General features: G+C 45.1%; 19 protein-coding genes. 9 read left to right on the forward strand and 10 right to left on the reverse strand.

Translation table 11 applies throughout. From position 1 onward, the window contains the following. Positions 1–74: 74 nt before the first annotated feature. Together AACQ75_RS10945 and recR are read left to right on the forward strand one after the other, a co-directional pair. Positions 75–404, forward strand: coding sequence for a YbaB/EbfC family nucleoid-associated protein (locus AACQ75_RS10945; RefSeq protein WP_013857237.1), 330 nt, complete (start codon positions 75–77; stop codon positions 402–404). A gap of 50 nt (positions 405–454) precedes the next feature. Next, on the forward strand, positions 455–1054 hold the full coding sequence (gene recR / locus AACQ75_RS10950; RefSeq protein WP_013857236.1) for a recombination mediator RecR: 600 nt from the start codon (positions 455–457) through the stop codon (positions 1052–1054). A 77-nt stretch (positions 1055–1131) separates the two neighbouring features. On the opposite strand, the gene AACQ75_RS10955 is transcribed toward recR, so the two are convergent. Beyond that, positions 1132–1380, reverse strand: coding sequence for a YkgJ family cysteine cluster protein (locus AACQ75_RS10955; RefSeq protein ID WP_013857235.1), 249 nt, complete (start codon positions 1378–1380; stop codon positions 1132–1134). A gap of 158 nt (positions 1381–1538) precedes the next feature. On the opposite strand from AACQ75_RS10955, the gene AACQ75_RS10960 reads away from it, so the two are divergent. Next, positions 1539–1979: a YcgN family cysteine cluster protein gene (locus tag AACQ75_RS10960; RefSeq protein ID WP_017047805.1), complete on the forward strand. Its 441-nt coding sequence runs from the start codon at positions 1539–1541 to the stop codon at positions 1977–1979. Positions 1980–2001: 22 nt separating this feature from the next. On the opposite strand, the gene AACQ75_RS10965 is transcribed toward AACQ75_RS10960, so the two are convergent. From AACQ75_RS10965 to gap, 5 genes are all read right to left on the reverse strand, one after another. Further along, a complete protein-coding gene (locus AACQ75_RS10965) occupies positions 2002–2352 on the reverse strand; it encodes a hypothetical protein (protein ID WP_017044563.1) in 351 nt (116 codons plus the stop codon). A 150-nt stretch (positions 2353–2502) separates the two neighbouring features. Beyond that, positions 2503–3438, reverse strand: a complete 936-nt coding sequence (locus tag AACQ75_RS10970; RefSeq protein WP_170888644.1) for a ChaN family lipoprotein — start codon at positions 3436–3438, stop codon at positions 2503–2505. A gap of 58 nt (positions 3439–3496) precedes the next feature. Further along, the gene (rlmA, locus tag AACQ75_RS10975; RefSeq protein ID WP_170888645.1) at positions 3497–4318 is read right to left on the reverse strand and encodes a 23S rRNA (guanine(745)-N(1))-methyltransferase; all 822 of its coding nucleotides are present in this window, start codon (positions 4316–4318) and stop codon (positions 3497–3499) included. A gap of 119 nt (positions 4319–4437) precedes the next feature. After that, positions 4438–5322, reverse strand: coding sequence for a D-hexose-6-phosphate mutarotase (locus AACQ75_RS10980; protein ID WP_170888646.1), 885 nt, complete (start codon positions 5320–5322; stop codon positions 4438–4440). A 155-nt stretch (positions 5323–5477) separates the two neighbouring features. After that, positions 5478–6473, reverse strand: a complete 996-nt coding sequence (gap, locus tag AACQ75_RS10985) for a type I glyceraldehyde-3-phosphate dehydrogenase (RefSeq protein WP_010317219.1) — start codon at positions 6471–6473, stop codon at positions 5478–5480. 337 nt (positions 6474–6810) lie between these two features. Here gap and msrB point away from each other — a divergent pair, with 337 nt between their 5' ends. Then, a complete protein-coding gene (gene msrB, locus AACQ75_RS10990) occupies positions 6811–7215 on the forward strand; it encodes a peptide-methionine (R)-S-oxide reductase MsrB (RefSeq protein ID WP_105977450.1) in 405 nt (134 codons plus the stop codon). A gap of 47 nt (positions 7216–7262) precedes the next feature. Here msrB and AACQ75_RS10995 read toward each other — a convergent pair whose 3' ends face one another. Continuing rightward, a complete protein-coding gene (locus AACQ75_RS10995; RefSeq protein WP_013857227.1) occupies positions 7263–8087 on the reverse strand; it encodes a DUF2989 domain-containing protein in 825 nt (274 codons plus the stop codon). A 101-nt stretch (positions 8088–8188) separates the two neighbouring features. On the opposite strand from AACQ75_RS10995, the gene AACQ75_RS11000 reads away from it, so the two are divergent. Next, positions 8189–8473, forward strand: a complete 285-nt coding sequence (locus tag AACQ75_RS11000; protein WP_013857226.1) for a YeaC family protein — start codon at positions 8189–8191, stop codon at positions 8471–8473. A 92-nt stretch (positions 8474–8565) separates the two neighbouring features. Here the strand turns inward: AACQ75_RS11000 and ansA are convergent, their stop codons facing one another. Both ansA and sppA read right to left on the reverse strand, forming a co-directional pair. Continuing rightward, positions 8566–9579 (reverse strand): asparaginase, encoded by a 1014-nt coding sequence (gene ansA / locus AACQ75_RS11005; protein ID WP_017044568.1) that lies wholly within the window; start codon positions 9577–9579, stop codon positions 8566–8568. Positions 9580–9699: 120 nt separating this feature from the next. Continuing rightward, positions 9700–11550, reverse strand: coding sequence for a signal peptide peptidase SppA (gene sppA, locus AACQ75_RS11010; RefSeq protein WP_170888647.1), 1851 nt, complete (start codon positions 11548–11550; stop codon positions 9700–9702). A 212-nt stretch (positions 11551–11762) separates the two neighbouring features. Between sppA and AACQ75_RS11015 the strand changes: the two genes are divergently transcribed. Further along, positions 11763–13766 (forward strand): NADPH-dependent 2,4-dienoyl-CoA reductase, encoded by a 2004-nt coding sequence (locus AACQ75_RS11015; protein WP_170888648.1) that lies wholly within the window; start codon positions 11763–11765, stop codon positions 13764–13766. 125 nt (positions 13767–13891) lie between these two features. On the opposite strand, the gene purU is transcribed toward AACQ75_RS11015, so the two are convergent. After that, a complete protein-coding gene (purU, locus tag AACQ75_RS11020) occupies positions 13892–14725 on the reverse strand; it encodes a formyltetrahydrofolate deformylase (protein ID WP_010317194.1) in 834 nt (277 codons plus the stop codon). A gap of 187 nt (positions 14726–14912) precedes the next feature. On the opposite strand from purU, the gene AACQ75_RS11025 reads away from it, so the two are divergent. From AACQ75_RS11025 to tsaB, 3 genes are all read left to right on the forward strand, one after another. Next, on the forward strand, positions 14913–15113 hold the full coding sequence (locus AACQ75_RS11025) for a hypothetical protein (RefSeq protein ID WP_013857222.1): 201 nt from the start codon (positions 14913–14915) through the stop codon (positions 15111–15113). Between the two features lie 94 nt (positions 15114–15207). Then, entirely contained in the window at positions 15208–17151 is a 1944-nt protein-coding gene (locus AACQ75_RS11030; RefSeq protein WP_170888649.1) for an ATP-dependent DNA helicase, read from the forward strand. Positions 17152–17159: 8 nt separating this feature from the next. After that, complete coding sequence (gene tsaB, locus AACQ75_RS11035; RefSeq protein WP_017047797.1) at positions 17160–17861, forward strand: tRNA (adenosine(37)-N6)-threonylcarbamoyltransferase complex dimerization subunit type 1 TsaB; 702 nt, start codon at positions 17160–17162, stop codon at positions 17859–17861. Positions 17862–17909: the final 48 nt, after the last annotated feature.

Raw genomic sequence — 17909 nt, forward strand, 5'->3', positions numbered from 1 at the left:
GCGAGTGTGGGGTTGAATCTATATGTTATGACCCCACCTTATGTGAAACACCCAATTCAACCAGAGAGATAAACATGTTTGGTAAAGGCGGTATGGGCAACCTAATGAAGCAAGCCCAACAAATGCAAGAGCGCATGCAAAAGCTACAAGAAGAAATTGCGAATATGGAAGTGGTTGGTGAGTCTGGTGCTGGTCTGGTAAAAGTGACCATTACTGGTAGCCACAGCGTACGCCGTGTAGAGATTGATGAAAGCTTAATGGAAGACGACAAAGAGATGCTAGAAGATCTGATTGCCGCCGCTTTCAATGATGCTGCGCGCCGCGTGGAAGAGACTCAAAAAGAAAAAATGGCTTCTGTCACTGGCGGTATGCAATTACCACCAGGTATGAAGATGCCGTTTTAACGAACGACTTTTTAACAAACAACCTTTTTAACAAACAAAATAGGTTACTAATGCGTACCAGTCATATGCTGGAGCATTTGATGGAGGCCTTACGTTGTCTGCCTGGGGTGGGTCCCAAGTCAGCACAGCGTATGGCCTTTCATTTGTTACAGCGCGATAGAAAAGGCGGCTTACAGCTCGCCGATGCTTTAAGCCAAGCCATGACAGAAATTGGACATTGCAGTGAATGTCGAACTTTCACTGAAGAAGAAACTTGTCATATTTGTAGCAACCCTAAGCGGCAGGATAACGGCCAACTCTGTGTAGTCGAAAGCCCTGCTGATATTGCGGCCATTGAAGCTACAGGCCAATATTCTGGACGTTATTTTGTTCTGATGGGGCACTTATCACCTTTAGATGGTATCGGCCCGAGTGATATTGGTTTAGATACGCTGGATTACCGTTTGCAACGTGGTGGCATTGCCGAAGTCATTCTTGCCACTAACCCAACCGTTGAAGGTGAAGCCACCGCGCACTACATTGCGGAATTATGTCGCGCCCATCAAGTTTCTGCGAGCCGTATTGCTCATGGTGTGCCTGTTGGCGGTGAGCTTGAGCTTGTTGATGGCACGACGCTATCACACTCTTTGCTTGGCAGACAAAAGCTGTAGCACCTTTCGAATCATTGCCCTAGCTGCTGGGGCAATTTTGAGTGACATCATCAATTAAGGCAAACAAAGCAGTGCCATCAAGTGATTTTTTCGAGTTCGGTAATGTTGCTCAAAGCTTCTTGATTCGTGTTGCCACAGACCATCGGGCAAGGTTTAAATTCGTGGCATACTTTTGGACGTTCAGGCTTACCAAATAACTTGCACAAATTAGCGTCATTAAGTTGAATGCAACGTACACCTGCTGGCTTTCCTTGCTCCATACCCGGGATGGAGGAAGAAATACTAGGAGCGATACAACACGCACCACAACCAAGTCTGCATTCCATAATTGAGTACCAGTAAAAAGAAAAGGGTGACGATCCTAGCAGATGTGACCGAAGTGTACAGCAATAGCTTCCTAAATTAACAAGCCGTTTTTATCCTTGAACTTTGGTTGGTGTGGAGGTATAACACGCACCCCATTCGTTAAGTAAGATAGAGACTCATGAACACACCATTCTGGCAAAATAAGAAATTAGAACAAATGACGGAATCGGAGTGGGAATCGCTTTGTGATGGATGCGGTAAGTGCTGCTTACACAAGTTAATGGATGAAGATAGTGATGAGGTCTATTACACCAATGTCGCTTGCAGTTGGTTAAACAGCGATACCTGCTCATGCAAGGATTATCCAAACCGTTTCAATTCTGGTGAGGAGTGCTTAAAACTGACGCGTGATAAAATTGATGAATTTAACTGGTTGCCGGATACGTGCGCCTATCGTGTACTGTCAGAAGGCAAAACATTGCCGCAATGGCATCCTTTGATTACCGGCTCCAAAGAGGCGATGCACGCCGCGCAAGAAAGTGTTCGCAACAAAGTCGTTTATGAGATTGATGTTATCGACTGGGAGGACCACATCATCAATCATCCAAACCGCAATTAATATCCAATAGAAATCTAAAAAATTAGAGAAGCAGTAACAAACCTCCTACTGTTGCCGCGGCGGAAAAATATTTCCCTGCGGAATAGGAGCTATCATCTTCTTCTGGTTTTTTATCTGGATGATCTAATCCCAAAGCACCATGAGCAAATGATTCCACTTTGCCAGTCACAGTTTTCTCTTTGTTTTCTAACTTACTCTCTTTGTCGAGTTGTTGCAGCGCTGCGAGCAAGGCTTTGCCTTCATCAGACAAAGTGACGGTATTCTGCTCCACTTTGAGCGGGGCAGAGGGGGGGGATGCCGCTGTAGAATTTGCTTGAGCTTTAACTTGCTGGAGTGAATGCAGTTGCGCTGAGCTTGTCCCTACCGGTGTCATACTTCTCTCCTATAAATGCCATCAGTTAATGTATCGACAGATTTATGAAAAACTTGTGCAAAAAATTCGCAATTTGTATGAGGTATGTACAAGCAAAAAACGCGCCTACTTTATATGAAAAGAATAAGCAGGCCCGTTATTCACCGCTAATTAGTCGCAAGTGAGATCTGTATTGCGATTCTTTATCTGTTGATAGGCTTGCATGCGATGCTCTGCTTGAACATAGGCGGTGGGAATTGGCAGTACAGTGAGTTGGAAATCAGGATACGACGTCTGGGTATCCTCTACGGGCGTGATGATGGCAATCTTTAAATCAGGATTTCGACGAAGGATAGAATGCGCCGTGCCTAAACCCTGCTCGGTGTGGAACTTGCCTGCGATGTGCATCACCTGAGCTGTCGGGTGGTTTTGTAAATAATCCACCATGCTTTCTGCCATCGTTTCATCCCAAGTGAGCTGAGCTGCGTACTGTTTTTCAGTTTGCTCTTTTGAACCGTGGTGCATTGATTCCATGAACTTCGCTTTGTAGGGAGAGGCTGAGGTGTCAATTTGGTGTGCAACCTGAGCCCGCTCTACTGGCGTTAATTTATCAAGGTATTTGATTCCCACTTTGCCGATACAACGTACGAAAGGTTTAGGCGCATTAGCGGCAATGACATTCAACTGCTGTGATTTTGCAAATTCAACCAGTGGGCGGTAGTCACTTTGGTAGTTTGGCCACGCTCTGGTCTGAGAAATAAGGTATTGTTCGCCGATTTCTCCTGCTAGATAGCGGTTCAGTATCTCTTGTTCATCGCGTGAAAATTGTTCCATAGACAAGGCTACATGGGTGTTTTCGCGGCTGAGTTGTGCCAATAGCTCGGTTTGGAAGCGATGAATGGCTGGGTGTGTATGCCACTCACCGACTAAAATGATATCGGCATTTTTTATCTCATTCGGCAGCGAATTGAGATTCAATGGTTTGCCGCTAGGGGTAGATAATTGGTAGTCATAAAAGTGAGCAATGGGCTTCGGCTGGTGCGAAGCACAGCCAAAAAGTGGTAATAGTAGAGCCAGAGAAGTAACTAAGCGCATGAGTGTCTCCATTTTGAATTTGGCATAATAATGGAGACACTGTGGATTTGCAATATAATGAGAATTATTATCAACTAACTTTGCGGTAAACGCTGATCATAAAATCGGCCTCACAATTAAATTGCTCAGCTTGCTTTAATTGCGCTCTTAGCTCATCACTGGCCCGCCATGCAAACGGCGTCATCTGTAATAAATCAAAAGCATCGTTACCGCTTAATGCCATGGTGTAGTGCAGTTTTTGTTGCTCTACTAATGTAAACCCAGCTATCTCTTCTGCGGTTTCATCATGCAGTTGAACATTAGGATAGATCCCTTCTTTTAACTGATAGAGGTGCCTTGCCGCGGGTGTAACGGTAATCACCACTCCTTGGTTTTGAATACAGCGGTAAAGCTCTTGCGCTTTACAGGGCGCATAAATTCGTAATATACCGGCTAGGGAAGCATCGTCAAAGGGCAAGCGGTGGCTGGAGGCAACGACAAAGTTGACTATAGGGTAGCGCTTTGCTGCATAACGTACGGCGATTTTAGAGATATCTAACCCATAGGTGACCGATTGTGTCGAGTGTTGTGCAAGCGTTTGAGCGACAAATTGGGTGTAGTAACCTTCGCCGCAGCCGATGTCTAAAAACTGATAAGAAGAATCTTGCAGATACTTACTGCACAACTGAGCGACCGTCTGACGCATCAGATCGTAATGTCCACCTTCAAGAAAACGGCGACGAGCTTGCATCATCTCTTTATTATCACCCGGATCTTTTGAGCGTTTATGATGTGCAGGCATCAAATTGACGTAGCCCTCTTTGGCTATATCAAATTGATGATTATTTTCACATTTCAATATTTGCTGCTGTTGCAACAGAGGTTGCTGGCAAAGGGGGCACAGATACGCCATGAAGATCTCGCTTGAAAAACAAAGGTGCCAGTTTAGCGTCTGCGGCTAGAAATAAAAAGGACAGCGTGATTTCACTGCCCTCAGCATGAGTATGATGACGGAAAATTCGCCAAAAAAGCTTAGTTGGAAAAAACCGTCGTGACGAGCTGATGGCTTTCACCTGGTTGCAAGGTTTTTCCAGCGGACAAGCAAGGGGCATGCAGTGTAGATTCAACACACAGCATCGTTTGATAACCATCGTCAGGCATATCGGCCATTGATTGAGCGCCTTGAGCCCATGGGTTCCACAAGACGGCAGAGTTGTGTCCAGAGTTTTCAACCACTAACGTGCGATTCAAAACAGGATCTTGGACCTGAATTTGTGCTTCAGGCGCGGTATAGACGCGATCAATCGTATCGGTGAGGATGAGTGTTGAACCACCTTGACACATTTTTGCATCTTGTAAGCTGTCTATATATTCAACGCCCATACCTGTAGTAGTGGTCTGGGTAATATTACCAACCTTGAGGTAGCTGTGCAGCGCTGCAGAAAACGTCCATGCTTTCTCATCCGTATTGGTCGTTTCTAAAGTGACTTTTAACTTGTCACCGATTTCAACATAAAGACGGGTTTTGAATTGAAATGGCCAAATAGCCAGTGTTTGGGGCGAATGGTCGAGCCCTAACACGATAATGACGCCCTGCTCGTTTTCTCTATGTTCAATCAATGCCCATTCATTGGTGCGTGCGAAACCATGGGCTGGTGCAGCAATACGGCCAAACCATGGCCAACAAACAGGGATCCCGCCTCTTAGAGCGGCTTTACCGTCAAAAATGGCCGTGTCACTCATCCAAATGAGCTCATCTTGTCCTTTAGGAGTGAATGAGATGACATGGCCGCCATGCAGTGTAATTCCGGCGGTCGCTTTGTCATGAATGACGCGAACAATTTTAACGCCCTCTTTCTCAACGATGGTGACGTTGTCAGAAAGATAAGTCAGGGTAGGGAGAGATTGCAGATCCATAAATTCGATACCTCATACCATTCCTACCGGATAAATAAGTGAGGAACGGCTCGGATTGTCTAACGCAGTCCCATTAATGAAAGGGACAGATACTAAAAAGGCGACACAATGGCCGCCTTTTTGTTCTCAACGAATTTCTTCGCTAAACACTACGATTATTTAGAAACGTGAGCGATTAGGTCTAGAACTTTGTTTGAGTAACCGATTTCGTTGTCGTACCAAGATACAACTTTAACGAATTTGTCAGTCAGTGCGATACCAGCTTTAGCATCGAATACAGATGTGTTGATTTCGCCGATGAAGTCTTGAGAAACAACTGCATCTTCAGTGTAGCCTAGAACGCCAGCGAATTCGTTTTCAGAAGCGCGCTTCATTTCAGCACAGATTTCTGCGTAAGATGCTGGGTTTTGTAAGTTAACAGTTAGGTCAACTACAGAAACGTTCGCTGTAGGTACGCGGAAAGCCATACCAGTCAGTTTGCCGTTTAGTTCTGGGATTACAACGCCAACCGCTTTAGCTGCGCCAGTTGAAGATGGGATGATGTTTTGAGAAGCACCACGACCACCACGCCAGTCTTTCGCAGAAGGACCATCTACAGTTTTTTGAGTCGCTGTAGTTGCGTGAACAGTAGTCATAAGACCAGACTCGATGCCCCACTTGTCGTTAAGAACTTTAGCGATAGGTGCTAGGCAGTTTGTAGTACAAGAAGCGTTAGAAACGATGTCTTGGCCAGCGTAAGAAGCGTGGTTAACACCCATTACGAACATTGGAGTCGCGTCTTTTGAAGGACCAGTTAGAACAACTTTTTTCGCGCCAGCAGTGATGTGCTTACGAGCGGTTGCATCGTCTAGGAATAGACCTGTTGCTTCAGCAACCACGTCAACACCGATTGCATCCCATTTTAGATCTTCTGGGTTACGCTCAGCTGTTACACGTACAGTTTTGCCGTTTACAACTAGGTTGCCAGCTTCAACTTCAACAGTACCGTTGAAACGGCCATGAGTTGAGTCATACTTTAACATGTATGCCATATAATCTACGTCGATAAGGTCGTTAATACCTACAACTTCGATGTCGTTGCGCTCTTGCGCTGCACGGAATACGAAACGACCGATACGGCCAAAACCGTTAATACCTACTTTGATAGTCATTATAGTTGCTCCACAACTTAATTTCTGATTAAAGATAACTGGTAGTAAAATTACAGAATCCAGTAAATGTCTGCAACAGATAATCGGACTTAACTTGTTTAAAGTCAAAAAAAAGCGACGCTTTTTTTCACAATTAATCGTAAGTGATTAAATTTTAAACTTTATACCGCTTCTGTTTACTTTCAGTTGGCGTAAAATACTTTAGCCTTCTAAGGCAGTTAGAAATCACATACCTACCATTTCATGGTGAGAAAGTATGTGCTACAAAGAGTGGAGTATGCAAGTTTTTGGCATAAAAAGTACCAGTGCAATATTGAGAAGAAGGGAAGTTTTGTAAGTGAAATCGAAGATTGAGAATAATGTTAAGCCTGATGAATACTGGCGTGAAAGACTAACGGATGATGAGTTTTATGTTTGCCGTCAACGCGGTACAGAAGCCCCGTTTAGTGGCAAGTTATTACATAATCGTGACACAGGTGTGTACGCGTGTGCCTGTTGCAGCAGCCCGTTATTTGTCTCCAACAATAAGTATGATTCGGGGTGTGGTTGGCCAAGTTTTGATGCACCGATCAATGATACTGCAATCCGCTATCTTGAAGATTTAACGCATGGAATGATTCGAACTGAGATCCGTTGTGCGGTGTGTGATAGCCATCTAGGGCATGTTTTTCCTGATGGACCTCAAACAACAGGTGAACGATTTTGTGTCAATTCAGTGTCGTTAATTTTCAACAAAAAGTGAAAAAGCGGTGAATTCATCACCGCTCTTTGTTTTATGATTACATTTTGTTAGTTGGCAAAGTCGAGAGGAATGAGCTCTGGTTTAAACTGTCCATTTTTGATCGCGTCAACGATTTTTTCGGCGATATCGTCGAGCGCATCAAATTTTTCTTGATCAAACCCGTACAGCAATTTGAGTTCTGTCTCTGAAGCAACCGGCACATTGAATGTTTTTCCTACCATCGCCCAAATGTAAGCTTTTTCTTTCTGTTTGAGAATTTGGTTGGTACTGGCAAGAGATTTGATAGCATCAAGGTTGATACTGCCTTTTGGGCTGAGTTCTAAGGTTCGATGGAGCAAATAGATTGCTTTTTCTCGATCCCGTTGAACATAAAAAGTAGCGAGAGCGTATTGCATTTCTGCTGTATCTAGCTCGGGTTTACCTTCACGTTGTAAGAATTTTCTTTGTGCACTTTTATCACCAATCTGACTCCAGAGAAAGTATAAGGTTTCCGCGGAGCTGGATGACTGAAGCTCTTTTTCTATCTGCTCTAAATCTTTCCCTGTATTGACGAGTGCTGAAAATCGACGTTGTTTCAGTTCCGTTTGATCAATAGCTTGAATTTGTGAAGCGAGCTCGAGACATTTTCGATAAGCTTGAACTAATCCGTATTCTTTAATCTTGTTGCTATCGCTTGGATTTTTAAGTACTTCAAATCGATGCCAGATGAGGTCCGTACGTGGAACTCTACATTGCCCATCATTTATATTGAGCCTTTCACAGCGCAAATTAGGATTATCTGCACATAGCTTGTCGGTATCTCTGTTATTCTCAAAGCAGCCACTTATAAGAAGTGATAGGCTGAGAATCATGGGCACTTTTATCAAATTCATAATATTAGCTTGTGATCAAATACACTTATTTATTGGGCTTGTCTTGACTCAATATCATGGCAAGTTATGTTTGTGACGAATTCGTTAATTAAGGATAGACCATGGATGCCGATCAACTCATTAACGCCATCACCCCCGAAGCTTACAAGCGATTAATGCACGCTGTTGAAACGGGTAAGTGGCCCGAAGGTACACCACTTTCACAAACACAGCGAGATTCATGCATGCAAGCTGTGATGTTGTATCAATCTAAGCATAATGTAGAAGCGGACCATATGACAGTTGCCGCCGGTGGAGAAATCAGTTTTAAGTCAAAAAATGAGCTTAAAAAGCGCTTTCAAAACGGACAAGACGATATTGTTCGAGTCAATCCAAACCACGAATGAGTCTATTTGACTTGTACAGAATACAAAAATCCCCAATTCATTGAGTTGGGGATTTTGTTAATGAAGGGAAAATATATTGTGGGTGCTTAAAGCTATAAGCTCATTTCACCACGTAATACTTCCTGCATTTTCTGCTTCACTTCTTCATAAGAAAGATTCTGGCTCAGTAAATAGTGAAGCTTGGCTAAAGCGGCTTCGGGTGTCATGTCGTAGCCGCTGATCACGCCTGCTTCTGCAAGTGCACAGCCAGTTGCGTAACCGCCCATGTTGACTTTACCTGCTAAGCATTGAGTTAAGTTCATGACGATGACGCCACGTTCTGAGGCTTCTTTTAAATGCGCTAATAGTTGCGCATTTTGAGGTGCATTTCCCACACCAAAAGTCAGCAAAATCATCGCGTTGACTGGCTGTAATAAGGTATTGCGGATCACTTCGTGAGAGATGCCAGGGTACATGGTAATCACACCGATCGGTTGTGGTGTAATGTTATGGACTCGGAAGGCTCCTTGCGGCTGTTCGCCAACTTTAACGTTACTGCTGATTTGAATATTGATCCCAGCTTCTAACAGCGGAGGAAGGTTCGGCGAGGTAAACGCATTAAAACCATCGGCGTGTGATTTGACACTGCGGTTACCCCGCATCAACTGATTATTGAAGAATAACGTCACTTCATTGATGGGGTAATTAGCGGCGATGTGCAATGCATTAAGTAAATTCGCTTGTCCGTCAGAGCGCAATTCGGCCAACGGAATTTGTGAGCCTGTCACAATGACGGGTTTACCCAAGTTTTCCAACATGAAAGAGAGTGCCGATGCCGTGTAAGCCATGGTATCCGTACCATGTAAAATCACAAAGCCATCGTATTTATCATAATTATCTCGAATATCGTTGGCGATTTGTTGCCAATCTTCAGGCGTCATGTCTGAGGAGTCAATCAGAGGGTCATATTCATGAATGGTGAACTCAGGCATTTCAGGGCGCTGAAATTCAGGCATACTTGCGAGTTGTTTTTCCATGAAGCCCGCAATAGGGACATAACCATGGTCGGATTTTAGCATGCCGATAGTACCGCCAGTGTAGGCGATGTAGATATGTTTTCTTGCCATAGCTAGAAATCACTCGTGTAGGGGAACAGAGCGGGGGATTATAGCGTATTCACTTAATATAAAAAGGGGCGCTCAACACAAAGCGCCCCAATGGTTTTTAGTCATTACAGATTGATATTGCTACTGAACTTGGCAGTTTAGGCAGAACGCATATTGCCCTTTCGGATCATTAAAATGGTTGAGTAAGCTGGCATCTTGCACCCATTGTTTTGCTACAGGTTGCAGCGACGCTGGCACTAGTGTTGATACATCAAAACCGAAGCGAACTTGCACTTGATTCATGATGTCTTGCAAGAACTGCTCAGCGGGTGAAAGGGGTTCTTCTACCCAATAAATATTGTAGGTCTCTAATTTTGCCAGTTGTGCTGCGAGCTTAATGGCATCATCAAAGTCACCCATTTGATCGACTAAACCATGATCCATCGCATCTTGTCCTGTCCATACGCGGCCTTGCGCGACCTGATCGACTTGTGCCAGTGAAAGGCCACGGTTCTCTCCCACCAAACTGATGAAACGCTGGTAACCATGGTTAATGCCCAGTTGCAGTGCGTCGGCCACGCCTTTTGTTAGCCCTGTGGTGACACCGACACCAGAAAAAGGTGAGGTTCCTACGCCATCGGTATAAACCCCCAATTTATTGAGTCCTTTTTCGAATGTGGTGATGACACTAAAAATACCAATCGAACCGGTTAACGTGGTTGGCTGCGCGATAATTTTATCAGCACTCATTGAAATCCAATAACCGCCAGACGCTGCAAGGCTCGACATTGAGACGACAATCGGTTTGCCTGCGTCTTTTAACGTTTGAATTTCATTACGAATAACTTCGGAGGCAAAGGCGCTGCCTCCTGGGCTGTCCACACGCAATACGACGGCTTTGACTTTATCATCGTTACGCGCTTGGCGAAGTAATGCGGCGGTGGTATCACCACCGACTGTGCCTCGTGGGTGATCTCCATCCATGATGGTACCACTAGCCACGATCACGGCTACATCGTCCATATCAGCGTTAAACTGTGGCCTAATGGTGGCTTGATATTCGTAGTAACCTACGGCGTTGTAGCTATCTTCTCCATTGCTGCCAAATGTTTCGGCGAGCGATAGGCGCATTTGTTGGCGAGTGGCTAATTCATCCACTAACCCTAATTTTAATGATAAAGCAGCGAGATCACCCTCACTCGCTTTTAATTGCGTCAGAAATTCATCCATTGATGGGTTTAACGTTTTCCCGTCAATCTTACGGTTGGTCGCTACGTCATCAACGTACGCTCCCCACAACTGCGTTAACCAGCGAGAGGCGGACTCTTTTGCCGCGTCGGACATATCGTCACGAATAAATGGCTCAATGGCTGATTTATAAGTACCGACACGGAAAACGTGCGTATTGACATCCAGCTTTTCCAGCAAAGTTTTGTAGTACATTGAATAGGCACTGTAGCCTTTTAGCATCACTGCGCCATCCGGTGCCAAATAGACTTTATCGGCGTAGCTTGCCAAGTAATATTGGCTTTGATTATAGAAATCTCCCACCGCGTAGATGGGTTTGCCCGTGGCTTTAAATTCGTTCAGCGCTTTAGCAATGTAACGTAGCTTAGTGAGGTTGGTTTCAGGCATTTCTCCAAGAGCGAGCACAATGCCTGTGATTTTCGCATCGTCTTTCGCATGGCGAATGGTCTCTACTACATCAAATAATACATTTTCTTTGGGTAAGTCTTTGCCAAAAAATGAACCAGTCATTGAATCCATCGGATTGATGTAAGAACTCTGTTCAACAATCGGTCCCGATAAGTTCATTACTAATGCGGACTCTTTTTCTATGGTAGGCAGGGGAGAATCGGCATGCACATACAAGAAATAAATCAGTGCAATACTGAACAAAAAGAACAGGTTGGTTAAGGCTAAACGAATAAAGGTAATGATTTTCCAAAAACCTTTAAATATCAAACCGATAAATCGAAATAGTGATTTCATTGTTTCTCCACTGCGGCTATTCGCAAGCGTGTTTAAATGAATCAAGGGATTAACCTTGAGATATTAATGGCTTACATCCTACGTGATCTAGTATACCCAAACAACCGCAAGATTGATCGGTGTTACAAAAATGTAAACACTTGTTTGATTTTTTTTGTGGGCAATAATATTCTGGTCAGACCATAACGCATAATTATAAAAGTGAAGTCGCCATGTACCCACATCTGTTAGAGCCTTTGGATTTAGGATTTACTCAGTTACGCAACCGTGTATTGATGGGATCAATGCACACGGGATTAGAAGAGCACAAGGAAGGGCTCCATAAGCTGGCCGTTTTTTATGAAGAGCGTGCAAAAGGTGGGGTTGGGCTGATTGTGACGGGCGGGTTTTCGCCTAATTTGCGCGGTCGACTTCACCCTTTCAGTGCTGAATTTAGCAAGGCAAAACATGCGCGTGCACACCAAGTTGTGACTGAGGCAGTGCATCGCCAAGGTGGAAAAATCGCCTTGCAATTGCTGCACGCAGGCCGATACGCAATGCACCCTTTTGCCCAAAGTGCTTCGGCGATTAAAGCACCTATTGCGCGTTTTGCACCGAGTGAAATGAGTGCTCGTCAGATAAAAAAAACCATTGATGCCTTTGCCAGTAGTGCTGAATTAGCTCACCTTGCAGGATACGATGGTGTGGAAGTGATGGGCTCGGAAGGGTATTTGATCAACCAATTTATCTGTAAACGTACCAACATGCGTTACGACGATTGGGGCGGTAGTTACGAAAATCGTATCCGTTTACCCATTGAGATAGTGAAAGCGATTCGCGCAGTGGTTGGTAAAGAGTTCATCATCATTTTCCGTCTTTCAATGCTGGATTTAGTCGAAGAGGGCAGCACTTTCGAAGAGGTTTTAATGCTCGCGAAGGCACTTGAACAAGCTGGCGTGACCATTATCAATACGGGCATCGGTTGGCATGAAGCGCGCGTTCCAACGATAGCGACTCAAGTACCCCGTGCTGCTTTTACTTGGGTAACGGAAAAAATCCGCCCACATCTCTCTGTGCCCGTCGTGACCTGTAATCGCATCAACACTCCAGAAGAAGCAGAAAAAATATTAGCAATGGGTCAAGCGGATATGGTGTCTATGGCGCGTCCGTTTCTTGCCGATCCAGAATTTGTTGCCAAAGCCGAGCAAGGAAAAGCCGCGCTGATCAATACGTGTATCGGCTGTAACCAAGCCTGTTTAGATAACGTATTTAAAGGCAAACGGGCCAGTTGCCTCGTCAACCCGCGGGCCTGCTATGAAACGGAAATGGTTATTCACCCTGCGGCTCAGCCGAAAAAAATGGCGGTGATTGGCGCAGGTCCGGCGGGGCTTGCTTGTGCGACTACATTGGCTGAGCGTGGGCATCATGTTGATCTGTTTGAAAAAAATGATCGCATTGGTGGCCAGTTCCGTTTGGCGATGCAAATTCCCGGCAAAGAAGAGTTTCGAGAAACCATTCGCTACTTTGCAAATCGTATTGATCAAACCGGTGTGCATCTGCATTTAGATACTGACGTCAATTTTGAGATGCTCGAACCGTACGATGAAGTAGTGATGGCGTCGGGTGTCGAGCCGAGAAAAGTAAAAATTGATGGTATTGATAACCTAGAAAAGGTGGTGGATTACCAAACGCTGATCCGTGAAAAAACACCCGTTGGTGAAAAAGTCGCGATTGTTGGTGCTGGTGGAATTGGTGTCGACGTCGCCACTATGTTGACTGAGCCGACAGAGCATACGCTTGATGATTGGCTGCATGATTGGGGCATCGATAAAGAGATTGCTTATCCCGGAGGTTTGTACCCATTTCCCGATTGTATGAGTGAAAAAACGGTGTGGCTATTGCAGCGCCGCAAAGGACGAGTAGGTAAAGGCCCCGGTAAGACCACAGGTTGGATCCATAAACGCACCTTAGAAAAGCGTGGAGTGAATCTACTGGGTGGTGTCGGTTATGAAAAAATTGCCGCTGACGGTTTACATATCACGCTTGACGGTAATCCTTTGCTGTTAGACGCCGATAAAATTGTGATTTGTGCCGGGCAAGAATCGGTACGTCCTTTTGAAGATAAATGGGCATCATTGGGTGAGAAGATGCATGTGATTGGTGGTGCCGATTATGCTGGTGAGCTTGATGCTGTGCGTGCGATTCGTCAGGGGGTCGAACTGGCGATTAAGTTATAATTTGTGGTCCAAGCTAGCCGGTGGTGTTATTACTTGGAGTGATCAGCCAGCAATCGTAAAACAACAAAAGGCGCAAATCGCGCCTTTTGTCTTTCCTATGTTCGTGAAGAACAGTCTTCGCTTTGCTATAAAATGACCGTTTTGTTGCCATAAACAAAAACGTGATCGTTGATAACTTTGTTCAAGGCTTTACTCAGCACATTTTTCTCAACATCCCGTCCAGCTTGCGCCATGTTTTGCGCGCTGAATGTGTGATCAACCGGGATTACATCTTGCTTAATAATCGGGCCTTCATCTAAATCATTAGTGACAAAGTGCGCCGTCGCACCAATGATTTTTACACCGCGCTCGTATGCTTGCTGGTAAGGTTTTGCACCAATGAATGCCGGTAAAAAGCTGTGGTGAATATTAATAATTTTGTGATGGTACTTATCGACAAAACCAGGAGTGAGTACCCGCATGTATTTGGCGAGGACCAAATAGTCGGCGTGATATTGGTCCAGCACTTCTAACAATTTCTGCTCATGTTCCTCGCGGTTTAGCCCTTCATGAGAAACATGGTGATACGGGATATCAAACTTTTCGGTCAGATTTTGCAGCGTATCGTAATTGCCAATCACTGCAGCAATATCGACATCCAAGCTGCCATCATAATTCTTAATCAAAATATCGCCCAAGCAATGTGCTTCTTTAGTCACCAAAATAACGATGCGTTTGCGCGAAGAATCAATCAGTTTACGCTTTGCGTGTGCAGGCAAGGCTTGGTCAAGGTCGGCTAGAAGGGTGGTGTCGTTAAAGTAGCCTTCCAATTCAGTACGCATAAAAAAGTGACCACTAATGTTATCAACATACTCATTGTTATGAATAATATTGAGTTGATGTTTATAACAAATGTTCGTGATTTTAGAGATAAGTCCGGGCGCATCACTACAATGAGTGAGCAGTGTTTTTCTTTCCATTATTAATTACTTCCGTGCATGATTTTTTTCGTTCTAAAAACTAATTCGTGAGCGTGTGAACGGTGAGGCGCCCCGCAATATAAGGGCTATAATTAATCTATTATTAAGTTGGTTTCAATATATAAACGGGTTCACCGTTAGGCTTTTACTAATTTTCTTCCTCACAGAGTGTCTTAAGGCGGTATTTATGGATAGAGAACTCCTCGCACGAAAGCTGTATATGGAAAGAGTGAGTGCATTGATGGGAGACCATCAAATTGACGAAATCATTTTGGAAGACATGTGGGAGAACCGAGCGTCACCCGCCGAGGCGGCAAAAGCAATGACCCAAACGGAGAATGGGTACGAAGGACCAGCTTGGTTATCTCGTTACCTCAATCGCAAATAGAACACACCTAACTGGCGCGGGTTGCACTTGGATTCGCGCCAGCTCATCAAACCTGACATAATGCCCCGCAACGAACACTTACCCCCACTTTTTGATGATTGCAAAAACCTTCTCTTCACAAGGCGCATTAGGTAAAGCCATTGCCGGTTTTCAAGCTCGACAAGCGCAAATTGACATGGCTGAAGCGGTCGCTAAGGCGATTGCCCAACAATCGCAATTAGTGGTTGAAGCAGGGACTGGTACAGGCAAAACCTTTGCGTATCTGGTGCCTGCGCTGCTCAGTGGTAAAAAAGTCATTATCAGTACGGGTTCTAAAAACCTACAAGAGCAGCTTTTTCATCGTGATTTACCCTTGATGATTGATGCGCTCGGTTTCTATGGCAATGTTGCGCTATTAAAAGGCCGAGCAAACTATCTGTGCCTTGATAGGCTGAGCCGCCAAATGGTGGAAAGCCACACCAACCAATCTGATCCACAGCTATTGACTCAATTAGTGAAAGTGCGTCGTTGGTCATCGGAAACCAAAAGTGGTGATTTAGGCGAATGTGAAGAGTTGCCTGAAGACAGTGCGGTCATTCCAACCATCACCTCAACCAACGACAATTGCCTTGGCAAAGAGTGTCCAAGTTACGTCGACTGTTTTGTCTCTAAAGCGCGCAAAAAGGCGATGGATGCCGACGTTGTCGTGGTCAACCATCACCTTTTTCTGGCCGATCTGGCGATCAAAGAAACCGGGTTTGGTGAGTTGATCCCCGAAGCCGAGGTCTTTATCTTCGACGAAGCGCATCAGTTACCGGATATCGCCAGCCAATATTTTGGTCAATCAGTCTCCAGTCGCCAAGTTCAAGAGCTGGCGAAAGATATTGAAATCGGCTATCGCACTGAAGCAAAAGATATGCGCCAATTGCAGAAAGTGGGCGATAAACTGGTGCAGTCAGCGATGGATTTACGCATTGTGTTGGGTGAACCCAGTTTTCGAGGCAACTGGCGTGAGGCGTTAGCTTCACCATCGATTTCGCGAGAATTAGCGCGTTTGCGAGACAGCTTAGATTTTGCTATCGATGTGTTAAAACTCGCGTTAGGTCGCAGCCAGTTATTGGATACCGCATTTGAGCGCGCTAACTTAATTAAAGGACGAATTGATCGAGTGTGTGATGTCTCTATTACCGGTTATTCCTATTGGTATGACACCACGCCGCGTCATTTTAGTTTACACATCACCCCACTTTCGGTGGCCGATAAATTTCACGAACAGGTGCAACAAAAGCAGGGCGCATGGATTTTCACCTCCGCAACTTTGGCCGTAAACGACGATTTTAGCCATTTCACTCAGCGTTTAGGACTAAAGCCCCAAGCTCAGTTTTCATTACCAAGCCCGTTTGACTATCAGCAGCAGGCGCGGCTGTGTGTGCCACGCTATTTACCTGAACCCAATAGCCCAGGCCTTGCCGATAAATTGGTGCGTATTTTGTCGCCAGTGATTGAGCAAAACCAAGGCCGCTGCTTCTTTTTATGTACTTCCCACAGCATGATGCGCGAGTTAGGTGAACGTTTTCGAGAAGTGTTAACCGTGCCAGTGCTGATGCAAGGGGAGACGAGTAAACAAAAAACGTTGGCCGAATTTATGGAATTAGGTAATGCCTTATTGGTCGCGACAGGGGCGTTTTGGGAAGGGATAGATGTTAGAGGTGACGCATTAAGCTGTGTTATTATCGACAAACTTCCATTTACCGCACCGGATGATCCGCTGCTGAAAGCGCGAATTGAAGATTGCCGAATGCGCGGTGGAGATCCATTTGCGCAAGTACAACTACCCGATGCTGTCATCACCTTGAAACAAGGGGTCGGGCGTTTGATCCGCGATAAACATGACAAAGGTGTACTGATCATTTGTGATAACCGTTTAGTCACCCGTGACTACGGTGGGCTATTTCTTGCCAGTTTACCGCCCATTCCACGTACGCGGGATTTGGACAAAGTAAAAGATTTCTTAAGTCAAATTTTAGTCACGACACCCGTAACTATTAACAACAATTAGAGATAGTAATGAGCGCAAAGATCCTTGCCTTAGACACAGCAACAGAGAACTGTTCTGTTGCTTTAATGATGAACGGCAAACTGTACGTTCGCAGTGAAGTTGCCCCTCGCGATCACACCAAGAAAATTCTACCCATGGTGGATTCCGTCCTCAAAGAAGCGGGCATCACCTTACAGGAACTAGACGCGCTAGCCTTTGGCCGTGGTCCGGGCAGTTTTACCGGAGTACGGATTGGCATTGGAATTGCACAAGGTTTAGCATTCGGCGCTGATTTACCTATGATAGGTATTTCGACCCTGGCAGCGATGGCGCAAGGCAGTTATCGTTTACAGGGTTACCAGCAGGTGGCGTGTGCAATTGACGCCAGAATGAGTGAGATTTACTGGGGTCGTTATACACGTCAAGAAGATGGCTCTTGGCAAGAGATAGATGCAGAGTGCGTCATTGCTCCTAATACTCTTGCTGAGCAAATCAAAGCTGACAGCATCACTTGGGGCTGCGCTGGAACGGGTTGGGCGGCTTATAAAGAAGAGTTAGATACGTTGCCTATCTCGTGTCAAATGGGGGAAGTATTGTACCCAGATGCACAGGATATGGTGTTTCTTGCTCAGTATGAGTTTGCTAAAGGAAACACGCTAACAGTGGAAGAGTCGAGCCCTGTTTACCTGCGTGATAACGTGGCTTGGAAGAAGTTACCGGGCCGAGAATAATCAGTTAAAGGCAAGGCGTTGCATTCGTCTTGCTCTAATTGAATAGGA

Origin of the sequence: Vibrio sp. B1-2 (assembly GCF_963888445.1) — a bacterium.
GTDB lineage: Bacteria > Pseudomonadota > Gammaproteobacteria > Enterobacterales > Vibrionaceae > Vibrio > Vibrio anguillarum.

Bases quoted from the DNA above. Each gene is read 5' to 3' on its own strand.
- AACQ75_RS10945 (WP_013857237.1), top strand. From the start codon at position 75: ATGTTTGGTAAAGGCGGTATGGGCAACCTAATGAAGCAAGCCCAACAA.
- recR (WP_013857236.1), top strand. From the start codon at position 455: ATGCGTACCAGTCATATGCTGGAGCATTTGATGGAGGCCTTACGTTGT.
- AACQ75_RS10955 (WP_013857235.1), bottom strand. From the start codon at position 1,380: ATGGAATGCAGACTTGGTTGTGGTGCGTGTTGTATCGCTCCTAGTATT.
- AACQ75_RS10960 (WP_017047805.1), top strand. From the start codon at position 1,539: ATGAACACACCATTCTGGCAAAATAAGAAATTAGAACAAATGACGGAA.
- AACQ75_RS10965 (WP_017044563.1), bottom strand. From the start codon at position 2,352: ATGACACCGGTAGGGACAAGCTCAGCGCAACTGCATTCACTCCAGCAA.
- AACQ75_RS10970 (WP_170888644.1), bottom strand. From the start codon at position 3,438: ATGGAGACACTCATGCGCTTAGTTACTTCTCTGGCTCTACTATTACCA.
- rlmA (WP_170888645.1), bottom strand. From the start codon at position 4,318: ATGGCGTATCTGTGCCCCCTTTGCCAGCAACCTCTGTTGCAACAGCAG.
- AACQ75_RS10980 (WP_170888646.1), bottom strand. From the start codon at position 5,322: ATGGATCTGCAATCTCTCCCTACCCTGACTTATCTTTCTGACAACGTC.
- gap (WP_010317219.1), bottom strand. From the start codon at position 6,473: ATGACTATCAAAGTAGGTATTAACGGTTTTGGCCGTATCGGTCGTTTC.
- AACQ75_RS10995 (WP_013857227.1), bottom strand. From the start codon at position 8,087: ATGAATTTGATAAAAGTGCCCATGATTCTCAGCCTATCACTTCTTATA.
- AACQ75_RS11000 (WP_013857226.1), top strand. From the start codon at position 8,189: ATGGATGCCGATCAACTCATTAACGCCATCACCCCCGAAGCTTACAAG.
- ansA (WP_017044568.1), bottom strand. From the start codon at position 9,579: ATGGCAAGAAAACATATCTACATCGCCTACACTGGCGGTACTATCGGC.
- sppA (WP_170888647.1), bottom strand. From the start codon at position 11,550: ATGAAATCACTATTTCGATTTATCGGTTTGATATTTAAAGGTTTTTGG.
- AACQ75_RS11015 (WP_170888648.1), top strand. From the start codon at position 11,763: ATGTACCCACATCTGTTAGAGCCTTTGGATTTAGGATTTACTCAGTTA.
- purU (WP_010317194.1), bottom strand. From the start codon at position 14,725: ATGGAAAGAAAAACACTGCTCACTCATTGTAGTGATGCGCCCGGACTT.
- AACQ75_RS11025 (WP_013857222.1), top strand. From the start codon at position 14,913: ATGGATAGAGAACTCCTCGCACGAAAGCTGTATATGGAAAGAGTGAGT.
- AACQ75_RS11030 (WP_170888649.1), top strand. From the start codon at position 15,208: ATGATTGCAAAAACCTTCTCTTCACAAGGCGCATTAGGTAAAGCCATT.
- tsaB (WP_017047797.1), top strand. From the start codon at position 17,160: ATGAGCGCAAAGATCCTTGCCTTAGACACAGCAACAGAGAACTGTTCT.